At 56.1% G+C, this 24,674-nt stretch carries 8 protein-coding genes; 1 reads left to right on the top strand and 7 read right to left on the bottom strand.

The window, feature by feature from the left end; genetic code table 11:
• Positions 1–342 precede the first annotated feature (342 nt).
• Positions 343–1,668 (bottom strand): outer membrane protein assembly factor BamB family protein, encoded by a 1,326-nt coding sequence (locus tag RISK_RS10090; protein ID WP_047814104.1) that lies wholly within the window; start codon positions 1,666–1,668, stop codon positions 343–345.
• Positions 1,669–1,812: 144 nt separating this feature from the next.
• On the opposite strand from RISK_RS10090, the gene RISK_RS29375 reads away from it, so the two are divergent.
• Positions 1,813–3,567, top strand: a complete 1,755-nt coding sequence (locus tag RISK_RS29375; RefSeq protein ID WP_053061125.1) for a metallophosphoesterase — start codon at positions 1,813–1,815, stop codon at positions 3,565–3,567.
• Positions 3,568–3,596: 29 nt separating this feature from the next.
• Here RISK_RS29375 and RISK_RS10080 read toward each other — a convergent pair whose 3' ends face one another.
• From RISK_RS10080 to RISK_RS10055, 6 genes are all read right to left on the bottom strand, one after another.
• Entirely contained in the window at positions 3,597–15,200 is an 11,604-nt protein-coding gene (locus RISK_RS10080; RefSeq protein ID WP_150122545.1) for a GEVED domain-containing protein, read from the bottom strand.
• Positions 15,201–15,359: 159 nt separating this feature from the next.
• Complete coding sequence (locus RISK_RS28045) at positions 15,360–19,982, bottom strand: protein kinase domain-containing protein (protein ID WP_053061124.1); 4,623 nt, start codon at positions 19,980–19,982, stop codon at positions 15,360–15,362.
• A gap of 112 nt (positions 19,983–20,094) precedes the next feature.
• Positions 20,095–20,700 (bottom strand): RNA polymerase sigma factor, encoded by a 606-nt coding sequence (locus RISK_RS10070; protein WP_047814102.1) that lies wholly within the window; start codon positions 20,698–20,700, stop codon positions 20,095–20,097.
• Between the two features lie 445 nt (positions 20,701–21,145).
• Entirely contained in the window at positions 21,146–21,841 is a 696-nt protein-coding gene (locus tag RISK_RS10065) for a PAS and helix-turn-helix domain-containing protein (RefSeq protein WP_236696186.1), read from the bottom strand.
• A gap of 228 nt (positions 21,842–22,069) precedes the next feature.
• Entirely contained in the window at positions 22,070–23,353 is a 1,284-nt protein-coding gene (locus RISK_RS10060) for an outer membrane protein assembly factor BamB family protein (protein ID WP_047814101.1), read from the bottom strand.
• A gap of 39 nt (positions 23,354–23,392) precedes the next feature.
• On the bottom strand, positions 23,393–24,601 hold the full coding sequence (locus RISK_RS10055; RefSeq protein ID WP_236696185.1) for a hypothetical protein: 1,209 nt from the start codon (positions 24,599–24,601) through the stop codon (positions 23,393–23,395).
• Positions 24,602–24,674 lie beyond the last annotated feature (73 nt).

Genomic DNA, 24,674 nt, shown 5'->3' with positions numbered 1-24,674 from the left:
GGTGCTGTTCTTCAGTGCCTTCGTGCTTGGGCCGGTTGTCACTGTGCTTTTCCCACTCAACGAGGCTGACGCGGGATGCATTGATCGCGTGACAGTGCCGGCCAATCTCGCGGCGATTGTAGCCGGAACATCTGGGATCTGACCAGGGAACAGGTGCAGGAAGTGCTAGTGGTCTCTCACAGCTAAAAGTGAGGGTTGATCGTAGTGGACGAGGCCACGAGTCCTTGGATTTGACGCCAGTTCAGGACTCGTGGCCTCGTCCACTACCCTAAAAACAAGTCCTGACAGACCACTAGCTGCCAAAGCTGGTTTCAGGCGCCTTGTGATGCTGGGACAGGCCACTCATTCGTTTGCGGTGGGCTCCGCGAATGCCCAGAGTGCTTTGTCGGTGCGGATGAGCACTTCGCGATCGGTGATGACCACGGAAGCGTTGCTGGGTTCGTCCAGTTCGTTTTCCGCTACCAGTTGCAAACGCTCGCGGTCAGGGCGGAAGACGGTGGTGGTGCCCGATTTGGTGAGCAAGTACATCAACCCGTCTTCCGTTTGAGTGATGCTGGACCAAGTCCCCCCGCTGCCAACGCGAGCTTTCCAAAGTTCTTCGCCGGTCGCACTGTCCAAGCAACTCAGCACGCCGCCTAGCCCACAGACGTAGATCAGCCCGTCGTGCGCAACGCCGGTGCCGAGCCACCCGCTGTCTTTGGGCTTGTGCCAGAGCCGATGCGTCGGGGTGACATCGCCTCGGCCGCCGGTCGTGACGGCGAGGGACGCGCCGCCGTATCCGCCCAATGCCACAATGGCTCCTTCGGAGAGCACAGGCGACGCGTAGGCAAGGGGGGCCGCATCACCGCAGGTCCACAGCAACTGGCCGGTCTCGGGATCATATCCACTGACACGTCTCGGCAGCACTGCGACCAGTTCCCAGTGGCCGTTTGCTTGCACCATGATGGGCGTGTTCCAGGAACCGCGGAGGCGTTCGCTGCGTGCTTTGTCGCTTTGGAAGTCGTTGGCATTGCCATCATTCTCTGGGCCGCTGAGTTGGCGTTCGGATTCATCGTCGAGCGAGTCACGCTGCCAGCGAGTTTCCCCCGTGCGCTTGTCAACGGCGACCAGGAATTCACGATTGCCGGGGCCGAAGTTCAGGATGCATAAGTCTTCATGCAGAATCGGAGAGGAACCGTATCCCCACATGTGCTCTTGTCGTCCCAGGTCACGATGCCATAGCTGATTGCCATCGAGGTCCCAGCAGACCAGCCCAGCGGAACCGAACCAAGCGATCACGCGCTCGCCATCGGTGACAGGAGAAGCGGAGCAATACGGATTGGTTTGATGGCTGGCTTCGCTCTCGGTGTAGGTGACGCCGCGTCGCCACTTTTCCTTTCCAGTCTCTCGATCGAAGCAAAGGATGGCGCGCTGATTCGATTCCGTGAGTGGTTGGGTGACGAACACCAGGTCTTCCCACAAGATCGGTGTTGAGTTGCCGGGCTCGGGCAATTCGGTTCGCCACTTCACGTTGGTGTCAGGGCCCCACTGCGCCACGCTTTGGGTGGCGGACGTTTTTCCGGACCCGTCCGGGCCTCGCCATTGCGGCCAATTGAGATCGCCACTGTTCCCCGTCGAGGCAATGGCAAGGCCGATCGTGATGGTCGTGAATATTCGCAGGATTTTCATGTCACTGGTGGTCAGGTGGTCACATGTGAATGGGGGCGGAGGCACTATAACTTACCCGGAGGGCGAGGCCATGCGTTCCCTTGCTCCGTTCACCGGGGGGCGAATTGGTTGCCTTCCTCTCTCACTGTCTTGCAGAATCACCTCATGATTTCTCCAACGATCTCAAACCGTTTGTTTTTCTCGGCAATTGTTTTCAATTGCTGCATCACTTCGTTCCTTTCGGCGGACACCAAGGGGGCCGAGCAACCGGTGCTGACGGCGGTTGTGATTGAGGTTGCGGATCCTTGGACCGGACAAGTTGGGCTGCAGGCTGGTTTGGAAGCGGCAGGGTTTGAAGTTGCGACGATCGACTTGCAACAGGACACCTTGCCGGTGGCTGATTTGATCGCCGTCGGGTCGTTCGCCAGCGAGGAAGCCGCGGTCCGAAAGTGGCTGGAAAACAACCGCAAGTTGTTGGGCGAACGTGTCGCGGCGGGAGCTGTCTTGTTGGAGCTAACGCAGGCTGACCAAACCGAATCATCGATCGCTTTCTTGCCAGATTCCCTTTCCGCTTCACGCACTGATCGGGATGGCAACCCTGTGATCGTGCATGCTCCGCAGCATCCGCTGCTGCAGCGATTGCCTCGCGATTCATCGGCGGAGGATCGTCTGTTGTTGCCGAACCATCATCGGGCTGGATCGTGGGAAACGCTTCGTAATCAGCAAGGTTTTGCGGTGTTGGCGGCGATTGGGAAATCCACTCGCGACCCCGTGCTGTTGGAAGCGTCTCATGGTGAGGGACGCATTGTTTTGACATCCCTGTTTTTCGATAAATGGCAATCGCCCGACGGAACGACCGTTGCACCAGCCCGTTTTGTGGATGCCTCGAAGAGCTTCTTCCGTGGACTGCAGGACTACGTTCGGATGGTTCAGGATCAACGTGCTCCCGCGGTGGACCCCAGCCCTTCGTACCAAGTGCCGGAACCGTTGCCGTTCGTGGAGGGGTCCGCAACCATTGTTGCTCTGCCCGACACCCAGATTTACAGCCAACACTATCCGCAGCACTTTCTGGCTCAAACCCGTTGGATTCGCCAGCACCTGAAAGACCGCAACATCGTCGCGGTTTTTCATGAGGGTGACATCACCAACCGCAACACGCCCGACCAATGGGAAAACGCACAGCAAGCGATGGACGAGTTGTTCGGCCATGTTCCGGTGATCGCAGCCCCTGGCAACCATGACATGGGTCCAGGCGGAAACGGAGCGACGCACGAATCCTTGATGAGTGATTACTTGGACGAGCCACGGTTTGCACTTCATCCTTCCTTCCAGGGCACCATGGACCCGGGGAAGACGGAGAACAACTACAGCTTGTTTGAAACGGACCATGCCAAGTGGATTGGGATTGCGTTGGAATGGGCACCTCGTGATCGCGCTGTGAAATGGGCCGATCAGTTGTTGAATGAACACCCTGATCGATTGGCCGTGATCGTGACGCATGCTTACATGTACTACGACGAAACCAAGTACGACTGGAAACGCACGCAGTCGCAAACCTGGAGTCCGTACAAGTACGGCGTTGCTGACAGTCCAGAAGGAATCAATGACGCAGGCGATCTTTGGACGAAGCTGATCAGCGACCATCCCAATGTCATGATGGTGCTTTCAGGTCATGTGCTCAACGACGGCGCGGGGTTGCTGAGTGAGAAGGCGCCACAGGGCAACCTCGTTCACCAGATGCTGGCGAATTATCAAATGCTGCACGAAGGTGGTGACGGTTGGATGCGACTGATCGAACTGCTTCCCGATGGCAAGTCCATCCAAGTCCGCACTTACTCGCCAGTGTTTGACCAGTACAACACCGACCCTGAGCACCAGTTCACGCTTCCCTTGGTCGTCGGTTCGCCAACCGTGGATTGAGTGCGATCGCATCGCTGGTCAATGAATCATCACAAGATATTTTGTTCCAGCGGATTGCTCTGCGAAAACAGTTCGTCGACCGCTCGCCAGTTTTCGTCGGAGACCGATTCTTCGACCGAAGAATCGGATGGAGTTGTTGTCGAGAGTCGTTGGCGAATGACAAGATCCGTGCTCAGCAGGTCGGCGGCAGCAAATCGCGGCTTCTGTTTCCATGCGTCGAACGCGAGCATCGGCTCCTCTGGAGGAATGGAAGCGAGGGGAAGTTGTTCGGCAGGTCCCATCGGGACTGCGAGTTGAGATCCCTGGCTGGCATTCTCAAGGGGCTCTCCACCGGCTGAGACCGCGTTGAGTTCGTTGATGACTCGCAGAGCATCGAGTGCGGATACAACGCCATCGCCGCTGGTGTCATAGTAAGAGACCATGCTTTCTGACAAGGAAGCCGGATCAATCAATCGTCCGTCGGAACTGGAGAAGTCCTGTGAGTTCAACTCGTTGATGATTCGCAATGCGTCGGACGCACGCACGACTCCGTCGTTTGTCACGTCGTTGAGGCGAATGAAATTCTGCCAAGGCCGCGCCGAACTGACAACGATGGATGCGTTTCCACTCTGGTTTGCTGCTGTCAGTTGGAAGACGCCACTCGTCATGACTGGATCGGTCATCCGCCACTCATCCGCGTCGGCGAACAGCACTCGATCCTCCACGCCAATCATGACTTGCATTGGCAATGAGTCCATGGACCACTTTCGTGCCAAGATCGCATCAATGGTCGCGGAACTGGGGTCGCCGTGGGTCAGGTCCAGCGTCACGCGGCCCTGGGCGGCCTGCGTGGCCACGTTGGTCAGGTCGATCGATCCACCAATACCGCTGACGTTCACACTGGAACCATCCGCGAAGACGCCAAACTGAATCTGATTGGCAGCCACTGTATGTTCCGCTGCCAACATCAAATTGATTGCTTCGGGCGTCACGAGTGGGCGGTAGTCGATCGTCCCCACTTGGTCGCTTGGAGCCTCGAACACGGTCAGTGCTCCGGAAACCAATCTGACAAGATCCGGATCCAGGAACAGCGAAGTGTCTGACGCACCGGGTTGCACCACGACTGTCGGAGAGGTCGCACCGCTGATCAACTCGACGGAATAGTCTTCGACTTCCCCATCCGCGGCGGCACCGGTGGGCAGTTCACTGCCGAGGGACGAGAGGCGGAACCGAGCATAGGAAGTCCCCGATGAAGCTCCGGCTGGAACCTGATAGCTGAGCAGCGTGTCACCCGAATCAACGGCAGCACCACTGATGATTCTCTCGCCAGGATCATTCCAGTCACCGTCGCGATTGAAATCCAACCAGGCATCCACGATCCCCCCCCCCGAGCTATGCACGCGAACACTGGAAACGCTTAGCCTGTCCATCGTTGCGACGGGATCGACCAAGAAATCGACGCCATCGTCGTCCGTGTCGCCTTCCGCATTCGGACTTGGGACGCCATCAGTTTCAACATCGACGGATGTCCCCAAGAACAGGCTGCCCACGGAATGGCTCGCTCCATCCTGAGCTTTGGTGACCGGGTAGTCCGACGCAAATCCAGACTGCGTTAGCGAAGGAGCATCACCGAAATCCATTGAACGGCCGAGCACGTTGACTGTTGCGGAGGCAGTGCTGGTGTTGCCCGCTTTGTCCGTTGCCGAGAACAGGATGGTCGTCATCCCGGTGGGCAGCACCGATGGTGCGTCGTTGGTGATGGTAGGAAGCTCGTCGACCAAGTCGGTGGCTTGCGGATTGATAATCGCCAAGGCGTCACTGAGTGTTTGGCCAGCAGCAAGTGTGACAGTGTCAGTGGTCAATGTGATCGTCGGTGTGTTGGTATCGACAGATAACAACGCGAAATCCTCGGCATCAAAGATGAACCCATTGGAGGACAGTCCGGTCAGCCGGATGTCCGTGATTCCGGTCGCGTCTCCGCCTTGAAACTCAATTGTGGCAAGCTTGGTGGATTGGGTTGCTTCCGCTGGCCAAGCACCCAGGAAATCGGTGAACGAAAAGATCAGCGTTCGATTCGTTCGCACATTGCCGTCGTCGACAGTTTCGAATTCGGGGCTTTCCGAATCGATGTCATTGACCAAGCCGTTGGCAAGCAGGAAAGGCAGGTCTGAAAACGCAATTTTTGTCGAATCATAGTGAACTTCCACCAAGATCGCTGGCGGGATCAATCCGCTTGCATCATCAATGTTGTACAGCACGTCAATCGTGAACCTCTCGCCCGCCATCAAGTTTGCATCGGAGGGAGGAACCAAGACGATCTGCCCAGGGACTTCCAATTCGTTGGTCAACTCGGCTGAAAGTGTCGACTGAGGGAAATCGAAATCGGGGCCTTCGGCCGGAGCCGTGGGAGGCAGGGTCGCTGACGGGGCAGACACCCAAAGCACCGCCGCCCCACTTTGGTAAACATCGAAGTTCAAACCCGAAGTGGGATCGAGTTGACGAGCAGGAAGTTTTATCCAAGCGGTGTCGCCCGCGCGGATCACGGTATCGTCGGCCTCCGCAATCACAATCAACGGATGCAATCCGGGATCATTGTTGAACAATGCATCGGCGGTCACGATCAACGTGTTTGGCCCTGATCCACGAAGATCGATGCGGCCGATGCCTTGGATTTCTGATTCACGAAGGTCAATCTGAACGCCCTCGCCTTGAATGACGATCTCGTCCGTCCAGCCGGTGGCGGGCGCAACTTCACCTGGCTCTGCGTGAAACCGGAATGGCTGATAGAGTGGCCCGGTCCGCGCATCCAAGATCAGAGTGTCTTCCGCGTCTGGCTTGCCCGTCACCACCACAGCTCGATCGGGCCCCAATTGGTCGGGTAGCGGCCCAGAGTTCCCTGCATCGAGCGAGGAATAGGTGACGAACTCGCGATCGCTATACCGAGTACTGAAATCGGTCACGGACGCCAACTTGAACGGATCAATCAGCCCGTCACGGACTTGAAGGTTGTCCACCCATCCGCTTCCGGCCTCCCATGAACCTGTTGACTGGTCATCTTGAAACAGACGAATCGTATTGTTTGGGCCGCTGAAAATAGCGATTCCTGAATCATCGATGAACTTGATTACTTCTTCGTTTGCTATTGAGACGGTGACTTGGGAAGTTTCAGCATCGCGTGTGATTTGAAGGCGATACCGTCCTCCCGTGGTGAGACCGTACGGGAGGTTGAACGTTGAATCGGCGATCGGATAGAACGCGAGTTGATGCCCATTGGTGTAGAGTCCGTTGTCACTGGTGAGGCCCTTGAAGTCGATGATCTTTTGGAATCCAAAATACTCATCAAATGCAAAGTCGAACTCGATTCTGTATTCACCTGGGTCGGAGAGCACCGATGAAAGATTGAGGCCTTCGTTTTCACCAAACCTGTATCCGAAATCGCTGAACGCCCCCCCCACCGCCACGAGTGAAGGGCCGCCTGAATCTTCATTGAGCGACTCGTCGTTAAACCGATATCGATAAACGGCGGGCAGCGTCACCGGAACAATTTTGTCTGAAATAGGATCCAGAACGGTCGTCCGACGGACACTTGAATCTCCGGTTGAAATCACGAATGTGTCGGTCCCCATCAACATGCCGGAAGCATTTTGGGCTGTCAGGAAGACCTTTGCGGATGCGTTTTCAGTGAACCCAATGCTTAAGTTGTCGCCGTCGATCGCCACGGTCACCAACGAGTTGTTTGACTCAACCGAAAGAATCAGATCCGGCGCATCAAAGACACTAGAAAGATCGATCATGTGTTGAGTCGTTCCCAGTGGCACAATCTGATCGGCGATGCCGTGAGTGGGAACCGAACCAAACGGTTGATCCGTCAGTGTCACGCTGTAGGTATCCGTCATCGGCTTGAAACCTGCAGCGGTCGCCGTGACCGAGACCGCTGAGCGGCCAGGAAACTCCTGTGCGTACGATGGAGCGAGAGCAAGGGGAATGCCGCTGGAGGGATTCTGAGTCACATCAACGTTTACGGTATCATCAATGCGTTGGACATAGATGTCTCGCCTGATTCGGTTCAAATCGATAGCACCGATGCTGAGTGCGTTTCCACCCACACGAATATCAAACAATTCCTGATAGACGAGTCCGTTGACAACCAAATCTTGGTTTGGAAACCGCCGTGGATCCACTTCGAATTTCTTGACAGTGGATAGCCCATCCTCACTCGTGGAAGCGGTGTATTCAATCCCTCCAAAATAGGTCCCCACATTGGGGTCGGCTGCCCAATTCGCCCAAACGCGATAGAGGCCTGACGGCAAGTCTTCGAGCGTACCTCTGCTAAACTTCACCAACATTCTTGGGTAGTCATTGGAAACATCGACATCAAGATCAATGCGTTGGCTCGACAGGCTCGACTGAACCTCATTCGTGCTAATTGCCACGTAGGCACCGTCACGCGCGATCCGGGTTTCGAAAGCGGCTGAATCCGATCCGACTCCAACTTGGATTTCATACAGGTTGATGAGCTCTTGTCGATCAGCGAGCACGTTGACCGTCAGTGCGGGTGAGGACGTTTGATTCCCCTCAAGAACCAAACCTACCGTCAAATCCAAGTTCACGTCGCCATCATCGTTCGGGTCTAGCAGTCGCGAAGTCACGATCGGTCTCGGATAGAGTTCGAAAGTGGAAACTCCCGCCGGCAAAGTAAACGGGGTGCTCATTGACACTTCTCGCCACTCCCCGGTCGACGCAATGAACAGGTCAAAGTCAATGTTTGTTCCCGAATTTGCTTCGGTGTGTTGCAAGAACAGGTTCCCACCAACATTCGGATCAAAATGAATTTCCTTCGCGGTCAGGCCCGCTGGCAAAGTGAATTCGTATCCCGATGCATCCGGGACCCGCACAAAGATCGGTTCCTCGAGACCCAGTATCTGTGTTCGAGCCGGGGTCGGTGTTTCAAACCGGCCGAGCAAAGTATCGATCTCAGGTGACAGCGGATCGCCGAGGTACTTTTGAAACTCTTCGGGAAGATCGATCGTGCGAGCTGGAGTGCCCTCGGCGCGGCTGCGTACGAGTGTGCGGGTACTCGGATCATTTGCATCGACCAAGTAGGTCTCGTCAAACGTCACGGTGCTGCCCAACGTGTCAAGTGTGAAAATGCCTGTGCCGCTAACAAACGGTGTTAGGACGGGGGCAAAAGGCGACGAACCCGTTACGGCGCTGCTGGAAACACGAAACCGAGGAATACCGGATCGGTCTGACAGCGACAGCACATCGTCGGCAAAGGTTTGATTTAGCGGAGGGCTTTCCCCTCCCTCCATGAACGCTCGAATGTCCGCGGGCAGTGTTCGCCGTCCACCCAGGGCATTCAAATCCAAACCATCGGTCAAGGCCTGCTGAGTCGTCGATGAGCCACCGATGGCCGACATGTACCGTAGGATCAGCACGCCATCGATCTTCGGATCCACCGTGTCATTGTCGTCCACATCCAAACGACCTTGCATCAACAGGTTTTGCAAAACCATTTCGATCTCCGCAGCATCCGTTCGGGTTGCTGCATCAGAAACAACGTCGTCCGATGTGATTCCGGCAATCAAGGTTGCCCCACGCTGCCCATCCATGAAGCGGGCAATCAACGTCCCGTCGGTGGTGGGGGACAGGCGACCATCACCATCGATGTCCAGCGCAAGATCCGAGTTGCGCACGAATAGGGTCGATGCCCGGTTGAGTGCTTCCTGCTTCTCCGCCGTTAACAATCGATCGGTATGGACACCGGGCAGCGACAGAGCAGATCCACCCTCGACCGTGACGGTGACCTCGCGAGTCGCATCGCCACTGAACTGGACGCCGAACAAAGCTTGGCTGCCGAGCAGGTTCTCAAAACCCTTTAAACGCCAGGTCTCGGGACCGTTGCCGCTGGTGAACGTTGTTCCTTTCACGTCCAGTTCAAAACTACTTCGAACTTGACCGGAACTATCGAGCAATTCCAGCGTCAAGCCGCCATACGGCGGCCGAATCAGCACCGTGTCTTGGCTTTGGGTTTCAAACAGCACGTCGTTGTGCAGCACATTGTCAGGTCCCAACAACGGCACTGATAAGTAGGTGGTCTGTCCATTGACCGGATCGATTTGAGTCGGCACACCGGATTGCAACAGGAATGCGGCGCCGGGACTTTTCCCATCACGAGCGGCGCCCTCTTCCGCCGAGTTGAGCGAGAAGGATTCGATTTGCGTTGTGGATGCGGGCAAGTTGAACGTGGAAGCAAAGATCGAGCCAAAATCGAGCGCATCGACGCCGATCGCATCGAGCAGCGAATGCGAGGTTTCATACAGCGGCCCAATGTCAAACAGCTGCTCTCCAAACGCGTTCAGTTTCAGCCTCAAGACTTCCAGCACGCCGAGAACATCAAACTCCAATCCGATGTCATTGGAGAATCGATTGCCAACCGTGATGGACGGATTGACCTGAATGTCGCTGTTACCATTTGCATCGATGCGAACTTCACTGCCCGGCATGAAGCTGATGCTGCCACCGGAAGAAAGTGCGACAGGCGAAGCGTCCCCAATGGAAACGTTGATCGTGCCACCACCAGTAAAAACAAAATCAAAACCGGCTTGATGTGACTCATCAAAAAACGGTTCGACGGAAACATCTTGAGAGATTGCCAGTCGCGGCGAGATCACGTAGGAGACGGTGGTGGCTTCAATATCAATCGGCCCCGCCGAAAGGTTGTAGACACCGAACGGCCCCAAGGCACCGACGTCGACCGATAGTGCAGCGATTTGTCGTTTGGCATCCACATTGGATCCGATCGCAAAATCGTCGGTTGTCGCGGATAGCTTGCCCTGCGGGGTGTCGAAGGTGGTGTCCGAAAGATCAATTTCGGGAACCGTCAAGGCAATTTTCCCAAGGTTCTTCGTTATCTCTGCACTCACTGGCCCCGCTTTGGCACTGGCACCCACACTCAAACCAACTTCGACACCAAGCAAGTCCTCCGCTTGCCCGAACGACAAAGTGAAGGCGGGGCTAGAAACCTCCACACTCCCCTTCTTTTTCTGCGTCGCACTTTTTTCGGCGGCAACCGCGTTGCGAATGATGGCGTCATGGTCGCCTGGTTTGCCGGCAGCCTTGTCAATCTCTGCTTGGCGTCGCTCCGTTCGGATGCTCCCCAGTTTGTCGGTTTGGCTGTCATCCCCATCGGACAAGTCGATGTCCAGCGCCGATTGCAAATCCAAACCGGCGACCACAATGTCACCATCAAAGGCAGGCGGGTTCGTGCCACCAGCGCTATCGGTCGTGAGACCGTTCGCGCCGAGAAAGAGTTTGTTGCCGTTGTCGTCTTCCTCTTGACGGTTGATGGAAAACAGCGGCACCTTGGTGTCAATACCGATCGGAACCGATCCGCTCACGCATGAAATCACACATGCGGTACCCGCAATGGAGGCGTTGAACTGAAGCACCAAGTCCGCGTACGCGCTGACCCGTGGTGACGTCGTGAACAGCTTGCCATCGGTCAGCGTCGAACTGGTGTTGATGACGAAGTCATCCGTGTTGGGCAGTTGGTCCACTCGGTAAGCGAATTGACCATCGTAAAACGTATCGACGCTGCCTGAGTTGATAAAATAACCGTATTCCAATCCCAACTTGCCTTGGACATTGGCGTTGGCATTGGCACCCCACTCGGAACCGAAGAGCGGATCCTCGTAGATGCCGGGGCCAACATTGAAAGTCTTGTTGAATTCGATCCCCAGGAAACCAGGATCCTTCGGGATGGTGCTGTTCGGTTTCCCGTCGTCAATTCCCAGTCCAAAACTGACGGCCTCAGCGGTTCCATATTGACTTGCGTTGCGTGTTTCGGATGTGAAGTCGACGATATGAACTTGGCTCGATTCATAGGCGCCGATGTCACCAACTTCACCATCATCATCCCGTAAATCAAAGAACGGATCCAATTGATCGGTGACCGGGTATCCGCGTTGATCGAGCAGTCCTTGGCGTTGTCCATTGTCGATTGCGACGCTGGTCGGTCCAATCGCGTTCGTTTCCGCTCGACCGCCGTTGTCGGCGAGCGACTGCAAGTTCGGGTCGACGGTGATCGTTGTTGCGCCTGAAAATCTACTTAGATCGTTGACGCCAGAGATTGTCGAGTTGTAGTTGGGAATGATATTTGGAAGTGGTGCATGGATGCTACCAGTCTCTCTGATAAAGACTTGAGGGCCGATACCATTGTCTTGGAAGTTGCCACTGACGATGCTGTTGGTGAGTGTGATTTGATCGTTCGTCCAAAGTCCAGAACCCAATGCATTGAGTCCCAAGGCGGAAATGACTTGGTTCCCGGAAATGGTGCTGTCATTGATCTGTTGAGACTGTGACGTCGGTTGATAAATGGTTGCGCTTTCTCTGGCGTTCTTCTGAATGGAAATGCCACCGCCGTAACCGGGGACAACTCCTTGAACACGATTTCCTGAAATCGTACTGCTGTTGATCGTGAAGATCCCCTGGCCAAAAAACGCGAGTCCACCCCCACTCACCGTTGCAACATTTCGCGAAACGGTGGTGCGTTCTAGTTCGAGGTATCCGACTGCTTCGATTCCCCCACCGTATGATGAGTTGTTTTGATCAACGATTGAGTCGACGACTCGAACGGATGCTTTGTCATTGACTGTGATTGCTCCGCCGTAATTGGCTGCCTGGTTGTTGCGGAATTCGGATCGTTGAACCAGGTCTTGCCCCGGCGAGTCGTACACGTAAAGACCCACCCCTCGGTACTCGATGCCAAAAGCGATGGCACCACCATCGCGACCTGCCGAGTTACCGGTGAATGTCGAATCGACAATGGAAATGGGTTGCCATGTCTGAATCGCACCGCCATCGGTGTCGGCATGATTGTTCTCAAATTGAACATTGGGGCCAATTGCAAGTGTGGGGCTGTTCGTCAACCCAATTTGAAGGTCAAACGCCCCGAAAGGTAGTGCGTGATTGGTAATTGCGCCCCCGTTGGACTCGGAGGAATTGTCACGAAAGACCGTGTCTTTGATCGTCATGACACCCGCGTTGGAGATCGCGCCGCCGCCATCGGCGGCTGCCGCCTCGAATCCAACTTTTTCTGTTGCCAGGCTCGTGTTTCTCGCAAACAGTGCATCCTCGATCGTCGTTTTTCCGGCGTTGAAGATCGCGCCACCCTGTGCTGTGATGGACGCCCCGTCAAATTGAGTTTGATCAAAGCGGGGGCTTTCGCCGAGACCATCGACAAACGCCAATCCAGAAATCGATGTTGTAGCGAGTGGTCCGATTTCAAGCATTCGTGTTCCATGACCGCCGCTGATCTGCAAGAGATCGCTGCCCGGTCCTGAAACCGTCACGTTGAACAGAATTTCAATCGGACTGGTCAGATAGATCGTCGAAATCTCGCCTGCGTCGGTTTCGATCAGCGAGGGAGCGAATCGGATTCCGTTGTCATCCGGAGAAAGATTTGCAATTGCAACCGCTTCGCGAAGCGAGAGCTCACCATATGAATAGTCGCCATCATTTTCGTCATCCAATGTCGAGACGACCAGTTCGCTACCCGTGAAGATCGGTCTGATTTGATTTTCGTAGGCTCCGATATCCACGGCCCCGGCGACGATTCCACCACCGCCTAGAAAACTGTCTCGGCGCAAGAACGGATAGCCACGCCCATCGGCGTGCAAGGCATCGGAATAGGGAGCGTCGACCGGGACGATTGGATCGCCATTGTCGTCAAAGCGAATCCCGTCCACAGCCGACGGCAGGAAAGGAGTCCCTGCATCCATGGCCGGGCTATCCAGTTTCAGCGAGTGCATCGCCGGACGTTGAATTTGTCTTCCGGTTCCAAATAGCGGCGGCAACGCTGGTCCGCCCAGATTGTCGGCTAAGTTTCGAAACAGAATCGCGTCGAGATTCAGAGGTTGTCCAAGCAGATCGCCAACGATGTTTCCGTTTCCCGTTGCTTCATTGCGATCATCGACAAGACCGCCCGCCGTGGCGGGATCACCAATCAGATTGAACCGACTCTGGGCCACTAAAATGGGTGCTGACGACACCAGATGGATATCGCTCGCAGTGGAATCTCCAGCCAGCGTGTTTCCAGCGACGATCGTATTGACCAGCTTGGAGGTCGGAAGCCCATCGGCTTCGTTGATCGCGAGACCGCCACCCGTTCCCGCCTGGTTCAGCGTGATCGTCGTGTTGATCAAAGTGAGTTTTGCATCGTCCGCAGATTCGGGTCGGGGGTCGTAAAAGATTCCGCCGCCAACGCCCGAGGATCGGTTCCCGGAGATCGTTGAATTACTGATAGTCGCTGTGGGATGATCGGACGCGAGTGGAGTGTCGGATTGCCGTGAAGCAATCGCGCCTCCGTTCTCGGAGGCTTCATTGTCGGTGAAACTGCTGCCAGTGATTTCAAGTACGCCACCGACGTTGTCAACTCCGCCACCGATCGGAGCCGAATTCAGAGTGACAGAGCTGTTGCTAAGCACCAATTTGGGAGACTCGCTAGCGTTGCTTCCAGCGAACACCGAAACACCTCCGCCTGATACGGTTGCCTGATTGCCGATGATGTTGCTGTCGCGAACACGGACGACAGACTCTTTGGAACTACCCCGCGTACTTCCGTCGCTCAAGTAGATTCCTCCGCCCTGCGACGCGGTGTTGGAACGAATTTCCGACTCGTAGATTGAGACATCGGCTTGCTTGCTGACGGGATCAAGGTAGATCCCTCCGCCACTGGATTGCTGGTCGGAATTGCCGATAGCGGAGTTCATCTCAATGGTGCTTCGAGAGACAACCACGCTCCCTTCGTCAACGCCAATGCCACCACCATTGAGAGCCTGGTTCCCTCGGATCACAGAATCTTCCACGATGAGCGACGAAACCTCTTGGTATCCCAAGGAGGTCACGAACAGGGCACCACCACTTTCGACCCTGGTCATCTCGTCCGCGAAGCCATTGTTCTCAATCACGCTATTTCGAATCGTGATCACGCCTCTTGACAACGCAGCGGCCCCGCCGGGGTTGCCACGAACGATCATGTCATTGATTTCAAGATCAATGGTAGCGGTCTCGACAGCGCTGGTAGCTGCGTTGGTGTAAGTTGCATTGGTGATGGCTCTGCCGGAGCTTCCAGTCAATTGCATCCCGCTCAGTTTGACCTGATCATCAATGACGAAGATACTTTGGCTACCATTTGCGTCGATCGACAGCAGGTCTGCACCAGGCCCAATGATGGTGATGGTTCCTTCCACGAACGCGGGGAAAACCGCCTGAGTATCCGCTGCCGTGTCGGCGAATACGTGCATCGCACCAGGCACAAAGTAGCTTGCTCGTGGGTAGGGTTTCGTCGTATACAACTCGGGCCGCATCGTCAGTGTCGCTGGCCCATCGAAGAAGAGGGAATCAGCAAAGCGGATGACGTCGCTGCTTTCACCCGCTGGCAAACCGTGACGGGCTTCATTGAAGGACGCCGCTTCGACTGCTTCACGCAGCGTCGTACCGCCCGAGCCATCGTCAGTGAGGCTGTCGACGATGTAAGTCGCGAGCAGGTTGCGTTTTTCGAGTTGTTCCAGCCGAAACGAGCGGCGCCTGCCTGGGTTGGGGCGGGCTGGTTTGCGGCGCAGAAATCGGTCGCGGAAGGTCCGTGTGGACATGGTGTGGTTCGCCTCGTTCCCTTGGTATTGCGACTGTTTCTGCCGTCTCAGATTTCGAAAACGATGTTTTGAAGCATCGATCACTCCCCGTCTGAAAAGTCTTTCGAAAAGGCGCCACAAGAAAATTTGCGAACCGACTTCGCTGGAGGGAACGCAAGTTCACTCCTGGAGCGTCGGTTCCGTATGGCGAGGTTCGATGAACTGGAGGTGATCCAGCTTGATTCGACACGCCGGAACAGCTTCCGCAAAATGTTGAATGGCTTCAGGGCTTAGGTTTGCGGCTCCTGAAACATTGAGCACCTTCAAACCCTTGTTCTGTTCCAATCCTTTCAGAGCCTCATCTGAAAGGCCGGTTCGGAAGGCGTTGAGGCTGGTGAATGTGGGATGCCCTGCAACCGCTGTTGCCCACGCATCCGTGCCTTCGTGGGGGAGATACAAATGCTCCAGGTGTAGTTTTCGGAGAATCTCTTGACCGCCCACCTCCGGCACAGCGTGAACGTTCAGCACCTGCAGGTGTTGTAGCCTTGCCAGCTCAAGGATACCCCGGTCGCTTCCTATGTACTTCGCTCCCTCACTATCCCGATAACCAAAGGAGAGAGATTCTAAGTGGCTGAAGCTTGCCACGCGGCGAAGATCGTTATCCGTTGCGACCGTCCGTTCTGAAAATTCGATCGCGACCACCATGCTGGGAAGTTTTGGGAGTGGTTGACCGAGGATGACGGTGGCGATTGTGCCGATCTCAGAACGCAGGGTAACCACCGCCTTGAGTTCATGGATTGCCCAATGAATGTCCTCGCCAGGGGTTGGGCTGAAGCCGCCCGTTTCACCTTCATCGTTTTGAACTGGCGTCGCTCCATCTGTCGAACCCTCTCGGGGCGCGAGACCGGCCCACATTCGTTCGCGAGCTTCCAGAGAGTCATAGTCCGGCAACTGAATCTGGCATCCCGGTAAGGCAGCAGCAAAATGGTTGACCGCAGCGCGAGTCAGTTTTGGATTGTATCGGAGATCGATATGCTTCAACGCCGAGTTCTGTTCTAAGTTCATGAGCGACGTGTCCGTGAGATGCGTCACGAAGGCGCTGAGACTGGTAATCGTGGGATGTCCCACTGCCGCAGCCGCCCATTCATTGACGCGATCGGAAGGGAGACGCAAACTGCTGATTTGCAAATTCTCCAGAAGCTCCTTGCCACCCAGTCCAGTCCAGGAATGTAGGTCAAGCGTTCGCAAATTTGGAAGGCGTCCCAGTTCGAGGATCCCTTGAGCGGTCCCCTGAATCGTGGGAGCTCCCGTCAGCGCTTTACCGGTTGAAAAGGACTCCAGATCGGTGAATGATCCGATCCGTTGCAGGTCGGAATCGGTCGCTGTGCGAAGTGGTGTTAGTTTGATACCAACCAGTGTCCCGGGATCCTCAGGGAGCGGTTCATCCGCAGTGATGGTGGACATGCTACCGGTATCACGACGCAGGGTAATGATTGCTTTTAAAACGTCATGAGCCCAACGAATGTCTTCCTCGGGGGTTGGGCTTTTGCCGCTGTCTTTGACTGCGGTTGGCAATGCAGGACTCATCCGCGGTTCTCCACCGATCGTTTCAGTCGACGACACGTTGCGATTCACGGCACCTGACTCTTTTTCACGCGGTTCGATGAATTCCGATTTCGACAATCTGATGCGGCATCCGGGGACGGAGTCCGCGAAATGTTGAATCGCTTCGGGGCTTAGACTTCCAGCTCCAGAGAGATCGAGCAACTTCAGTCCTTTATTCTCATCCAGACCCTTCAGTGCCGCATCGGAAAGTTGTGTCCCGTAGGCGCTGATCGTGGTAAGTGTTGGATGCCCTGCCGCTGCGGCCGCCCACTCGTTGACGTCGGCCCAAGGCAGGCTTAAAGAATCAAGACGCAGGTCCTTGAGTACTTCTTCTCCACCTACTCCCGGCAGATAGTGGACGGAAAGCGACCGCAACTTGGGAAGCCTCGCTAGCTCAAGGATTCCTTGATGGCTGCCTACAAAGTTGGGGCTGGAATTAGGCGAATGGGCAAAAACAAGTGTTTCCAAATCGGCGAAGCCTGCCACGCGTTGCAGATCCAAATCGGTTGCTGATTTTTGTCCCGCCAAGGTGATGCCTACCAGTGTCCCTGGATTTTCTGGCAGCGGCTGCTCCGGGGTGACTGTGGACTCCTTTCCTGTATCACTGCGGAGGGTGATGCCTGCTTTCAAGACTTCATGAGCCCAGCGAATGTCTTCCTCGGGGGTTGGGCTTTTGCCGCTGTCTGTGACTGCGGTTGGCAATGGAGGACTCATCCGCGGTTCTCCACCGATCGCTTGTTTCCATGACACATTTCGCCGCACGCTGCCAAACTGATTTCCGCGAGGGTCAATGACCTCAAAATTTGGTAGTCGGATGCTGCATCCCGGCACGGCAGCGGTGAAGTGCTCAATCGCTGCAGGGCTTGCGACTGGGGAGTCTCCAAGATCGAGCATCTTCAACCTCTGGCCCTGTTCCAGCCCCTTCAATGCCGCGTCGGAGATGTGCGCACGGTAACAGCTTAAGCGGGTGATGGTCGGGTGTCCCGCGGCCGCTGCTGCCCATTCATTGACGCCGGCGTAAGGAAGATGCAGATACTCAAGGGCCAAATTTGCAAGCACCTTCTCACCGCCCGCTCCCTCCCGCAAAACCCCCAGATCGAGAGACCGCAACTTCGAAAGTCGCCCCAGTTCAAGCATCCCCTGAGCGGTCCCAATGAACGTCGGGGAAGATTTCGTCGTGCTGCCAAAATGGAATGACTCCAGATCGGTGAGGGAGCCCACTCGTCGCATATCCAAATCGGTTGCTGGTCTCTGTTTCGTCAAAGTGAGCCCGATCAGCTTTCCTGGAGGTTCCGGAAGCGGCTGACCGGGACCGATCGTTGAATCATGGCCTGTCTCACTACGTAACGTGATGACTGCTCTCAACTCTTCATGCGCCCATCGAATGTCTTCATTGAGGGGGGAGGTGGTGGGCTGTTCAGTGCCGCTCGCTAACGCTGGCGATGTTGACTTCGGCAGTGGCTTGCGAGCTGGCGTAGGAACACGAGTTTGTTTTTGACCAAGCATCGATCCATCTGACGTTGTGGCTTGCAGCACGCCGTCCATCAGCTCGACTTTGACGGTCGTCGTCTCACCTCTTTTCAACGTGAATTGCTTCGTGTCAAAGCTGAGATCTCCCTGGGTGACCGTGAGTGTGTGCTCACCCGCTGCCATGGAAATCGGATCTTTGTCATCCCTGTGCAAGACAATGCGATCACCTTTGACGCGGACCTCGATGTCGGGATCGTTGATTTCAACTCGCAACATTCCCTGGGGCGTCAGGAGGAAAAAAACGCCGGCGGCAAACAGCATCATTGCGGCACCGCCGAGTCCAGCGACCAGCGGCCAGACACGGCGGCCACCGCTCATGGATGAACCGGTTTGCAAGACTGGCTTCGCGACAGTCTTGCTGGCGCTCGGTTCGTTGGTATTCGGTTGCCCCGCCAACGATACGAAACTCGTCGTCGCAGTTTCTGCATCGGCTGCGCCTGCGAAGAAACTCGGTGACGCAGCATCCGCAGATGGATCGACCAATAGGCTTTGCAAGTCATGGCCTGCGGTCAGCGGTGCCAATGCCGCAGCCAATTCGTCGGGGGTTTGGAAACGGTCGTCGGGACTTTTGGCCAGCATCTTGTCGACGATCGCAATCAGGCCGGCGGGCAAGCCCGCGCGTTGCTTTGCAAGCGGGGGCGGCGTGGTATCCACATGTGCCATCGCCTTGTAGATTGCATTTTGGTACTTGGCATCTTGAAATGGGGCATGACCGCAGAGCAACCGATACAGCGTGCATCCCAGCGAATAGATATCCGCTCGAATATCCACGGCGTGACTGTTGGTGACTTGCTCGGGAGCAATGTAGTCGAGCGTCCCCATGACTTGCCCCGCCGAAGTCAGGCCGTCGTCAGCATCCAGTGGTGTCTCCAGAAGAGCGAGTCCCATGTCCAGGAGTTTGACTTGCCCTGATTGGGTCAGCATCAGATTGGATGGCTTGATATCTCGATGAACCAATCCATTGTCGTTGGCATGGGACAGCCCCACCGCTGCTTGCCGAATGATTTCACAAGCGTCGGCCGTTGGGAGCGGGCCATGGCGACTTGCAATCACGGCGACGTCATCGCCGTCGACCAATTCCATGACGAGGTAGTGGATGCCCTCGAATTCACCCGCGTCGCTGGCGCGGACAATGTTGGGGTGATCCAGTTGCCCCACGGCGTGCATCTCTCGATCGAAGCGTGCAACCGCCGATGCATTCTTGAGCAAATTCGGCGGCAAAACTTTCAGAGCCACCATTCTCCGTAGCCGCGTGTGCTTCGCTCGATAGACAGCTCCCATGCCGCCCTGACCCAATTTCTCCAGCAAAACATATTGTGCCAATCGCCCCGTCATTTGGGCAGGGATCTCCGCATTGGGCTCTGACTGCACCGTCGCGGTGTCAGGCGGGAAAGTGGCGTCTTCGTCGCTGGGGCTCTCCAAACGAATCGCTTGAACGAGTTCGATCGCTCGTTCATGCCCGGCTTCCTTGGCGTACGAATCCTCGGGTTGCGGGAGCCGAATTTTGCCGATCAGTGTGTCCGCATTCGATTCCAAACTGATGAGTGTGTCTTCACACTCGGGGCAGGCCTCGACGTGGTTGGAGATGTCGAGCGACAAGTCTTCGCTGAGTGTCCCACTCGCGTAGTCGCTCAGTTTTTCTGCGGGTGGACAATCATCGGAGGCCATCACTTCACCTCAAGGGGCTGCACTGAATACTTGATACATCGATGACATTGATTTCCGACGACCAAGATGTCTCTGCTAAACATTCGTGAGGGCGCCACACAGAAATGGAAGGTTAACCGCTTTCGAGAGGGAACTCGTCACGCAGCTCTGTGCGGAGTTGTTTCAGCACTCGATACTTGGCCTGACGAACCGCCTTTTTGTTCATCCCCAACTCATCAGCAACTTCCTGGGCTGAGCGGTTGTCGACAGTCATCCTCCAAAAAGCTTGCCAAGTGCGCTCTTCAAAATCAGACTTCATCAAGCCCAGGGCTCGGTGAATGATCCAGGTGTCCGCATCAAACGAAGAATCAATGCTCGATTCATCGGAGCAAGAATCGAGAACCTGTTTCATTTTCTCGTGGGCACCCGATCCACCCTCGGCTCGGGGATTGGCTGTCAATCGACGAAAGTGATCCATCAACTTGTGGTGGGTGATTCCCCACAACCAGCGACGAAAACTCCCTGTCTCGATGCTCTCACGATAGGAATCAATGCTGGTCGAGACGCTACGGAATACTTCTTGAACCAAGTCGTCGGCGTCAACTTGCTGCAACTTCGATCGGCGTGCCCAACGGTAAACCAAAGGGCAATAGATCATCGAAAATCGAGACCAAGCATCCGATTCGCGGTTGCGAAGTCGAACGATCAAGCTGCGGGAAGTGTCTTCGTGAGTTGACATAGAATTCGACGCAGAAGCAAACTCCGCAACAGGGATATCGCGGCCGTAAAATGTGCGGGGGGTGCAGTCTGAGCCGTTGGGATGCCGTGTCAAGTCCCTGTGTGGTCACATGGAAGACGTTTGGGACCACCAGCCGAGCGTGATTGCCCCTGAAAGCCAGTGTTTTCAAAGGAGCAATTCATGGAGGCGAGGGAGGTTCAGATGGCACAGGAACCATTTCCGTCGCTGGAGAGTTTGGTTGCCACCTGATCGACGCCGGTCTGCCCGAATGAAATGATCTCGCGGCCCCAGAACACTGACACCGATTCATGGCGCGTTGTTGAATCGTTGAACGGAACGATTCACTTGATCGTCACCTGGTGCAGCATCCAGTGCAGACGTCCAACAGTCACCAGAATGGAGCTAAGTGGAGAGTGATGTTGGGCAACCGAGCCGCCGAGCTCGGTTAAACGGTTGAAGAGGATGCTTCTGTGTTCACTGGCAACAAGTCAGGCGTGCAATCGTGCGGTTTTCTGACGGCGTCAAAGCGTTGCAACGGCAGGTGTTCCGGACGAAGGCCCGCTTGGGCAACCAACCGCGTGAGTTGTGAGATCGATGAGACACCAAGCTTGTGACCAATCTCCGTTTTGTGCCGCTCGATCGTCCGGGGACTGCGGTACAGGAGTCGCGAGACTTCGGGAACGCTGTTGCCTTGTCCCAGCAACACGAGCACCTCCAATTCGCGAGGGCTGAGGACCGAGAGCGGTCCTAAGTCGATGAACTGACTTTGCGTTTCCTTGATGTTCCCTTCTGGGATCACGCCATCCAGCCGGGTCAGAATCACTGCAAAATGCTGATCGTCATCATGGTGAGGGTAGAACGACGAAACCAGCATCCGACCGCAGTAGATGTGTGTGGCTCGAAGTGGCTTGTTCGTGTCGATGACCTCTTGGACCCAGGACATTCGTTCACGGACGTATTCCTCCGAAAAGACATCGTGAAGGTTTTTGTCGAGCAAGTCCTCGTCGTCGACTCCGAACAAACGGAGGGCGGCGTGATTGTAATGAATGATCTGGCCATTCTCCCCGACGACCGTCAGGCCAACGTCCGGTTCTTGGTCAAACACTTTCAACCAATCGATCGATTTTAGTTCGGTGCGCATGGCTTCCTCGGATGGATTCACGTTGTTGGGAACGACAAACGCGAACGTTCGCGGTGCCGCCTCAAGGACACCAGAGGCAAGTGCTGTGCCAATTGAGCGAATTCGCTCATGGAGTGACGGCCACGTGACGTCGATATGACTTATGGGGCGAGGCCGCTCCTGGCGACCTGCGGTTTTTGAACCCAGGTCGCCGGAGCGGCCGAGTTTAAGACGACCAGTTCAATAAAATCATTCCGGGGCGGGCTTGGATTCCGTGCCAGTCGGTTGAGCGAGCTTGATCAGCGACGAATCGCTGCGAAGGAACAGCGAACCATCCGAGACCGCGGGGGTGGCAAGCATTGGACCGGTGAATTCCGCAATGCCGAGGACTTCTACTTTGGTGGTGCCGGAATCTCCCTCGTTCTCACTGGCGTCGACTTCGCCGACCACCGTGATGGTTCCGGATTGGTCGACCACATAAATCCCCGAGGCAGTGGCGATGGGGGTGGCCCAGACGGATTTGACATCTCGCATGCGAGTCTTCCAGGTCGATTCGCCGGTCGAAAAGTCCGCGGCAGCGAGGACTGATCCTTGGTTCACGATCACCTGCCCATGGTGGACGACGGGCGAAGCACTCCTGCAATTCAGACGAGTGTTTTCCCACGCGATTGGGAACGACGGTTCGCGAAGGTTGAAAGCGGTGATGCCGTTGCCTGGGACCAGCAACAGGGGAGGAGCCCAGGTGGGGGACGATGTGATGCTGCCGGAGATCGCGAGCGTTGCGATGAGTTCACCGGAGCGAGCTGCCACGATTTCGATGCCATCGGAATTCTGAAACACGAACGCGGGATCGGGCAATCGAACTGCGACGGGAGTGGCCCAGCCAGAACGCCGTGGTCGCGACCGCGTCCAAAGAGTTTCGCCGGTTTCAAGATCGACGCCGCTGGAAAAGGAGTCGCCTTGGTTCTCCAACTGAACAGCAACCACGTCGTCCAGGATCACAGGGGAACTGCTCATGGAGACATCGTTGCCAGTGCGTGGGTGATCCACCGCGAGGGCTCGATACCAAAGCGGCGTGCCGTCCGTTTTCAAGCAAACCAAATCGCACGAACTGAACAGAGCGACGATCTTTTCGCCATCGCTGGCTGGAGATGGCGAGGCATTGGCGCTGGTTGGATGGGTGTAGGGTCGTCCCAAAGCATGCAGAGTGCGGAGCCATCGGCGTGATCCGTCTTCGGCGTCAAACGCTTCGATGTACAGGTCCCGTTCGTCTTCTCCTCCGCTGCTGGTGACCACGACGGAATCACCAATCACGATGGGGCTGCTGATGCCCCGGGCTGCCGTGGGGACTTCCCAAGTCGCCGGGAGGGAATTGTCGACCGGAAGAGGTGTGATCTCACTGGACGAGGATGTGGTGTCCGACCCGCGAAATTGCAGCCAATCCAGGGCCGATGCATGGGGAGAAAACACTCCAAGTCCGGCAATGCTCGCTGCGAACAGTCCGAGGCGGATGGAGCGAGAGGAGAGAGGCATGACAGTCAGGTCCTGAGGAAGTCGTTGGTGAGAAAAGACTCAGCGAGCGGCGTTGACCACGGTCACGGGAATCCCGCGGCCAGTTGAATCCGTCAACCGAAACTGAAAGTGCCAATCCTGAGCCCAGGGGTCGGTTTGGTTGTTCTGGCAAATTTTCAACAGGACCGAATTCAGCCCAGGGTGAAGTCGGCAGTTCGAGACATACTGATCGATGCTCGAACCGGAGTGGTACACCTCGTTGCTCAGGACTGGTTCCCCGTTGACCCAAACCTTGTTGGCGTTGATGGAACCCAGGCGTGCTTGGGCGTCCGTCGTTTCGTCCTCGGGCAATTCGAAATAACACACCGCGTAGGCGATTGCCTCTTTGGCGTTGTTGTAGGTTGGATTCAAATCCACCATCCCGGCGTTGTCGTCCGTGGCAAGCGGTTGCCAATCGAGCATTTCGTCTGCTGGCGTGGGATCGTTTCCCGACGACGGCTTTGCGGCAAACGATTGATCCAGCAGTTCGACGTCGAGCGGTGAGTCGACGTACTGGGTTTCCACATCGGTGACCTGGTCGAAACCCTCGCTGTCTTGGTTGTCGAAGGGAGCGATCACGTGCCAACGCATGATCATCGCAAGCTGTTTGGCGAGCTGAACCGGGCGGTCGAGTTTTTTCAGGGAACCGGTGATGTCTCGGAGGTGGTCTGGATGTCGGGCCAAGGGGAGCAGTTCAAGATAGGCCTCGATGGCGTTCTCCCCTTCCAAATCGTCCGCCAGCTTCAGTTTTCGTTGAATTGCCAAGTACCGAAGCGGGATGAACGGGTCGTCAACGGCTTGCTCGAGCAACGTTTCGAGTCGTTCGGGATCGCGGTCGATGAGGTGGCGATAAACCAGGTACCGGGCATCGCCATCGTGCGTCCGATCATTGAAGAACGTCAGCAAGTCAGCGTCAAAGGACCGCTCTGTTGAACCCGTTTTCGCTTTGGAATCGGCCAGCTCGATTTGTTGCGAGGCCAGCAAACGTAGCCAGTTCTTGGCTCGCGGGTTGGCCTCCGCCATCGAATTCAGCGTCGCGAAAAGTTGCGGCGTTGTGACAGGAGTCGCCTGCAGGGACTCTGACATCAACTCCATCGCGGCCGCGTGACCGACTCCTTCTGCTTCGACGCCGTTGAGTGTTTTCACCAAGCGGTTGGCGATGGTCTCAGTGGCGCTCGGCGGGGCTGCGAAGACGATGCCGTGGGCCGACGCCATTGCGGTTAGCCACACGCTGGCTACCAACCAAGAGAGGCACGGACGTGCGGTCCGTGGCGGGAATCGATGCAGCGGCATGGGAGCACTC

The organism is Rhodopirellula islandica, assembly GCF_001027925.1.
Taxonomy (GTDB): domain Bacteria; phylum Planctomycetota; class Planctomycetia; order Pirellulales; family Pirellulaceae; genus Rhodopirellula; species Rhodopirellula islandica.
The sequence above is the reverse complement of the archived record's forward strand: the minus strand, read 5'-3'. Positions and strand labels throughout refer to the sequence as shown.

Excerpts from the sequence above, each read along its gene's own strand:
- RISK_RS10065 (WP_236696186.1), bottom strand. The coding sequence starts at position 21,841 with ATGCGCACCGAACTAAAATCGATCGATTGGTTGAAAGTGTTTGACCAA.
- RISK_RS10090 (WP_047814104.1), bottom strand. The coding sequence starts at position 1,668 with ATGAAAATCCTGCGAATATTCACGACCATCACGATCGGCCTTGCCATT.
- RISK_RS10070 (WP_047814102.1), bottom strand. The coding sequence starts at position 20,700 with ATGTCAACTCACGAAGACACTTCCCGCAGCTTGATCGTTCGACTTCGC.
- RISK_RS29375 (WP_053061125.1), top strand. The coding sequence starts at position 1,813 with ATGATTTCTCCAACGATCTCAAACCGTTTGTTTTTCTCGGCAATTGTT.
- RISK_RS10060 (WP_047814101.1), bottom strand. The coding sequence starts at position 23,353 with ATGCCTCTCTCCTCTCGCTCCATCCGCCTCGGACTGTTCGCAGCGAGC.
- RISK_RS10080 (WP_150122545.1), bottom strand. The coding sequence starts at position 15,200 with ATGTCCACACGGACCTTCCGCGACCGATTTCTGCGCCGCAAACCAGCC.
- RISK_RS28045 (WP_053061124.1), bottom strand. The coding sequence starts at position 19,982 with ATGGCCTCCGATGATTGTCCACCCGCAGAAAAACTGAGCGACTACGCG.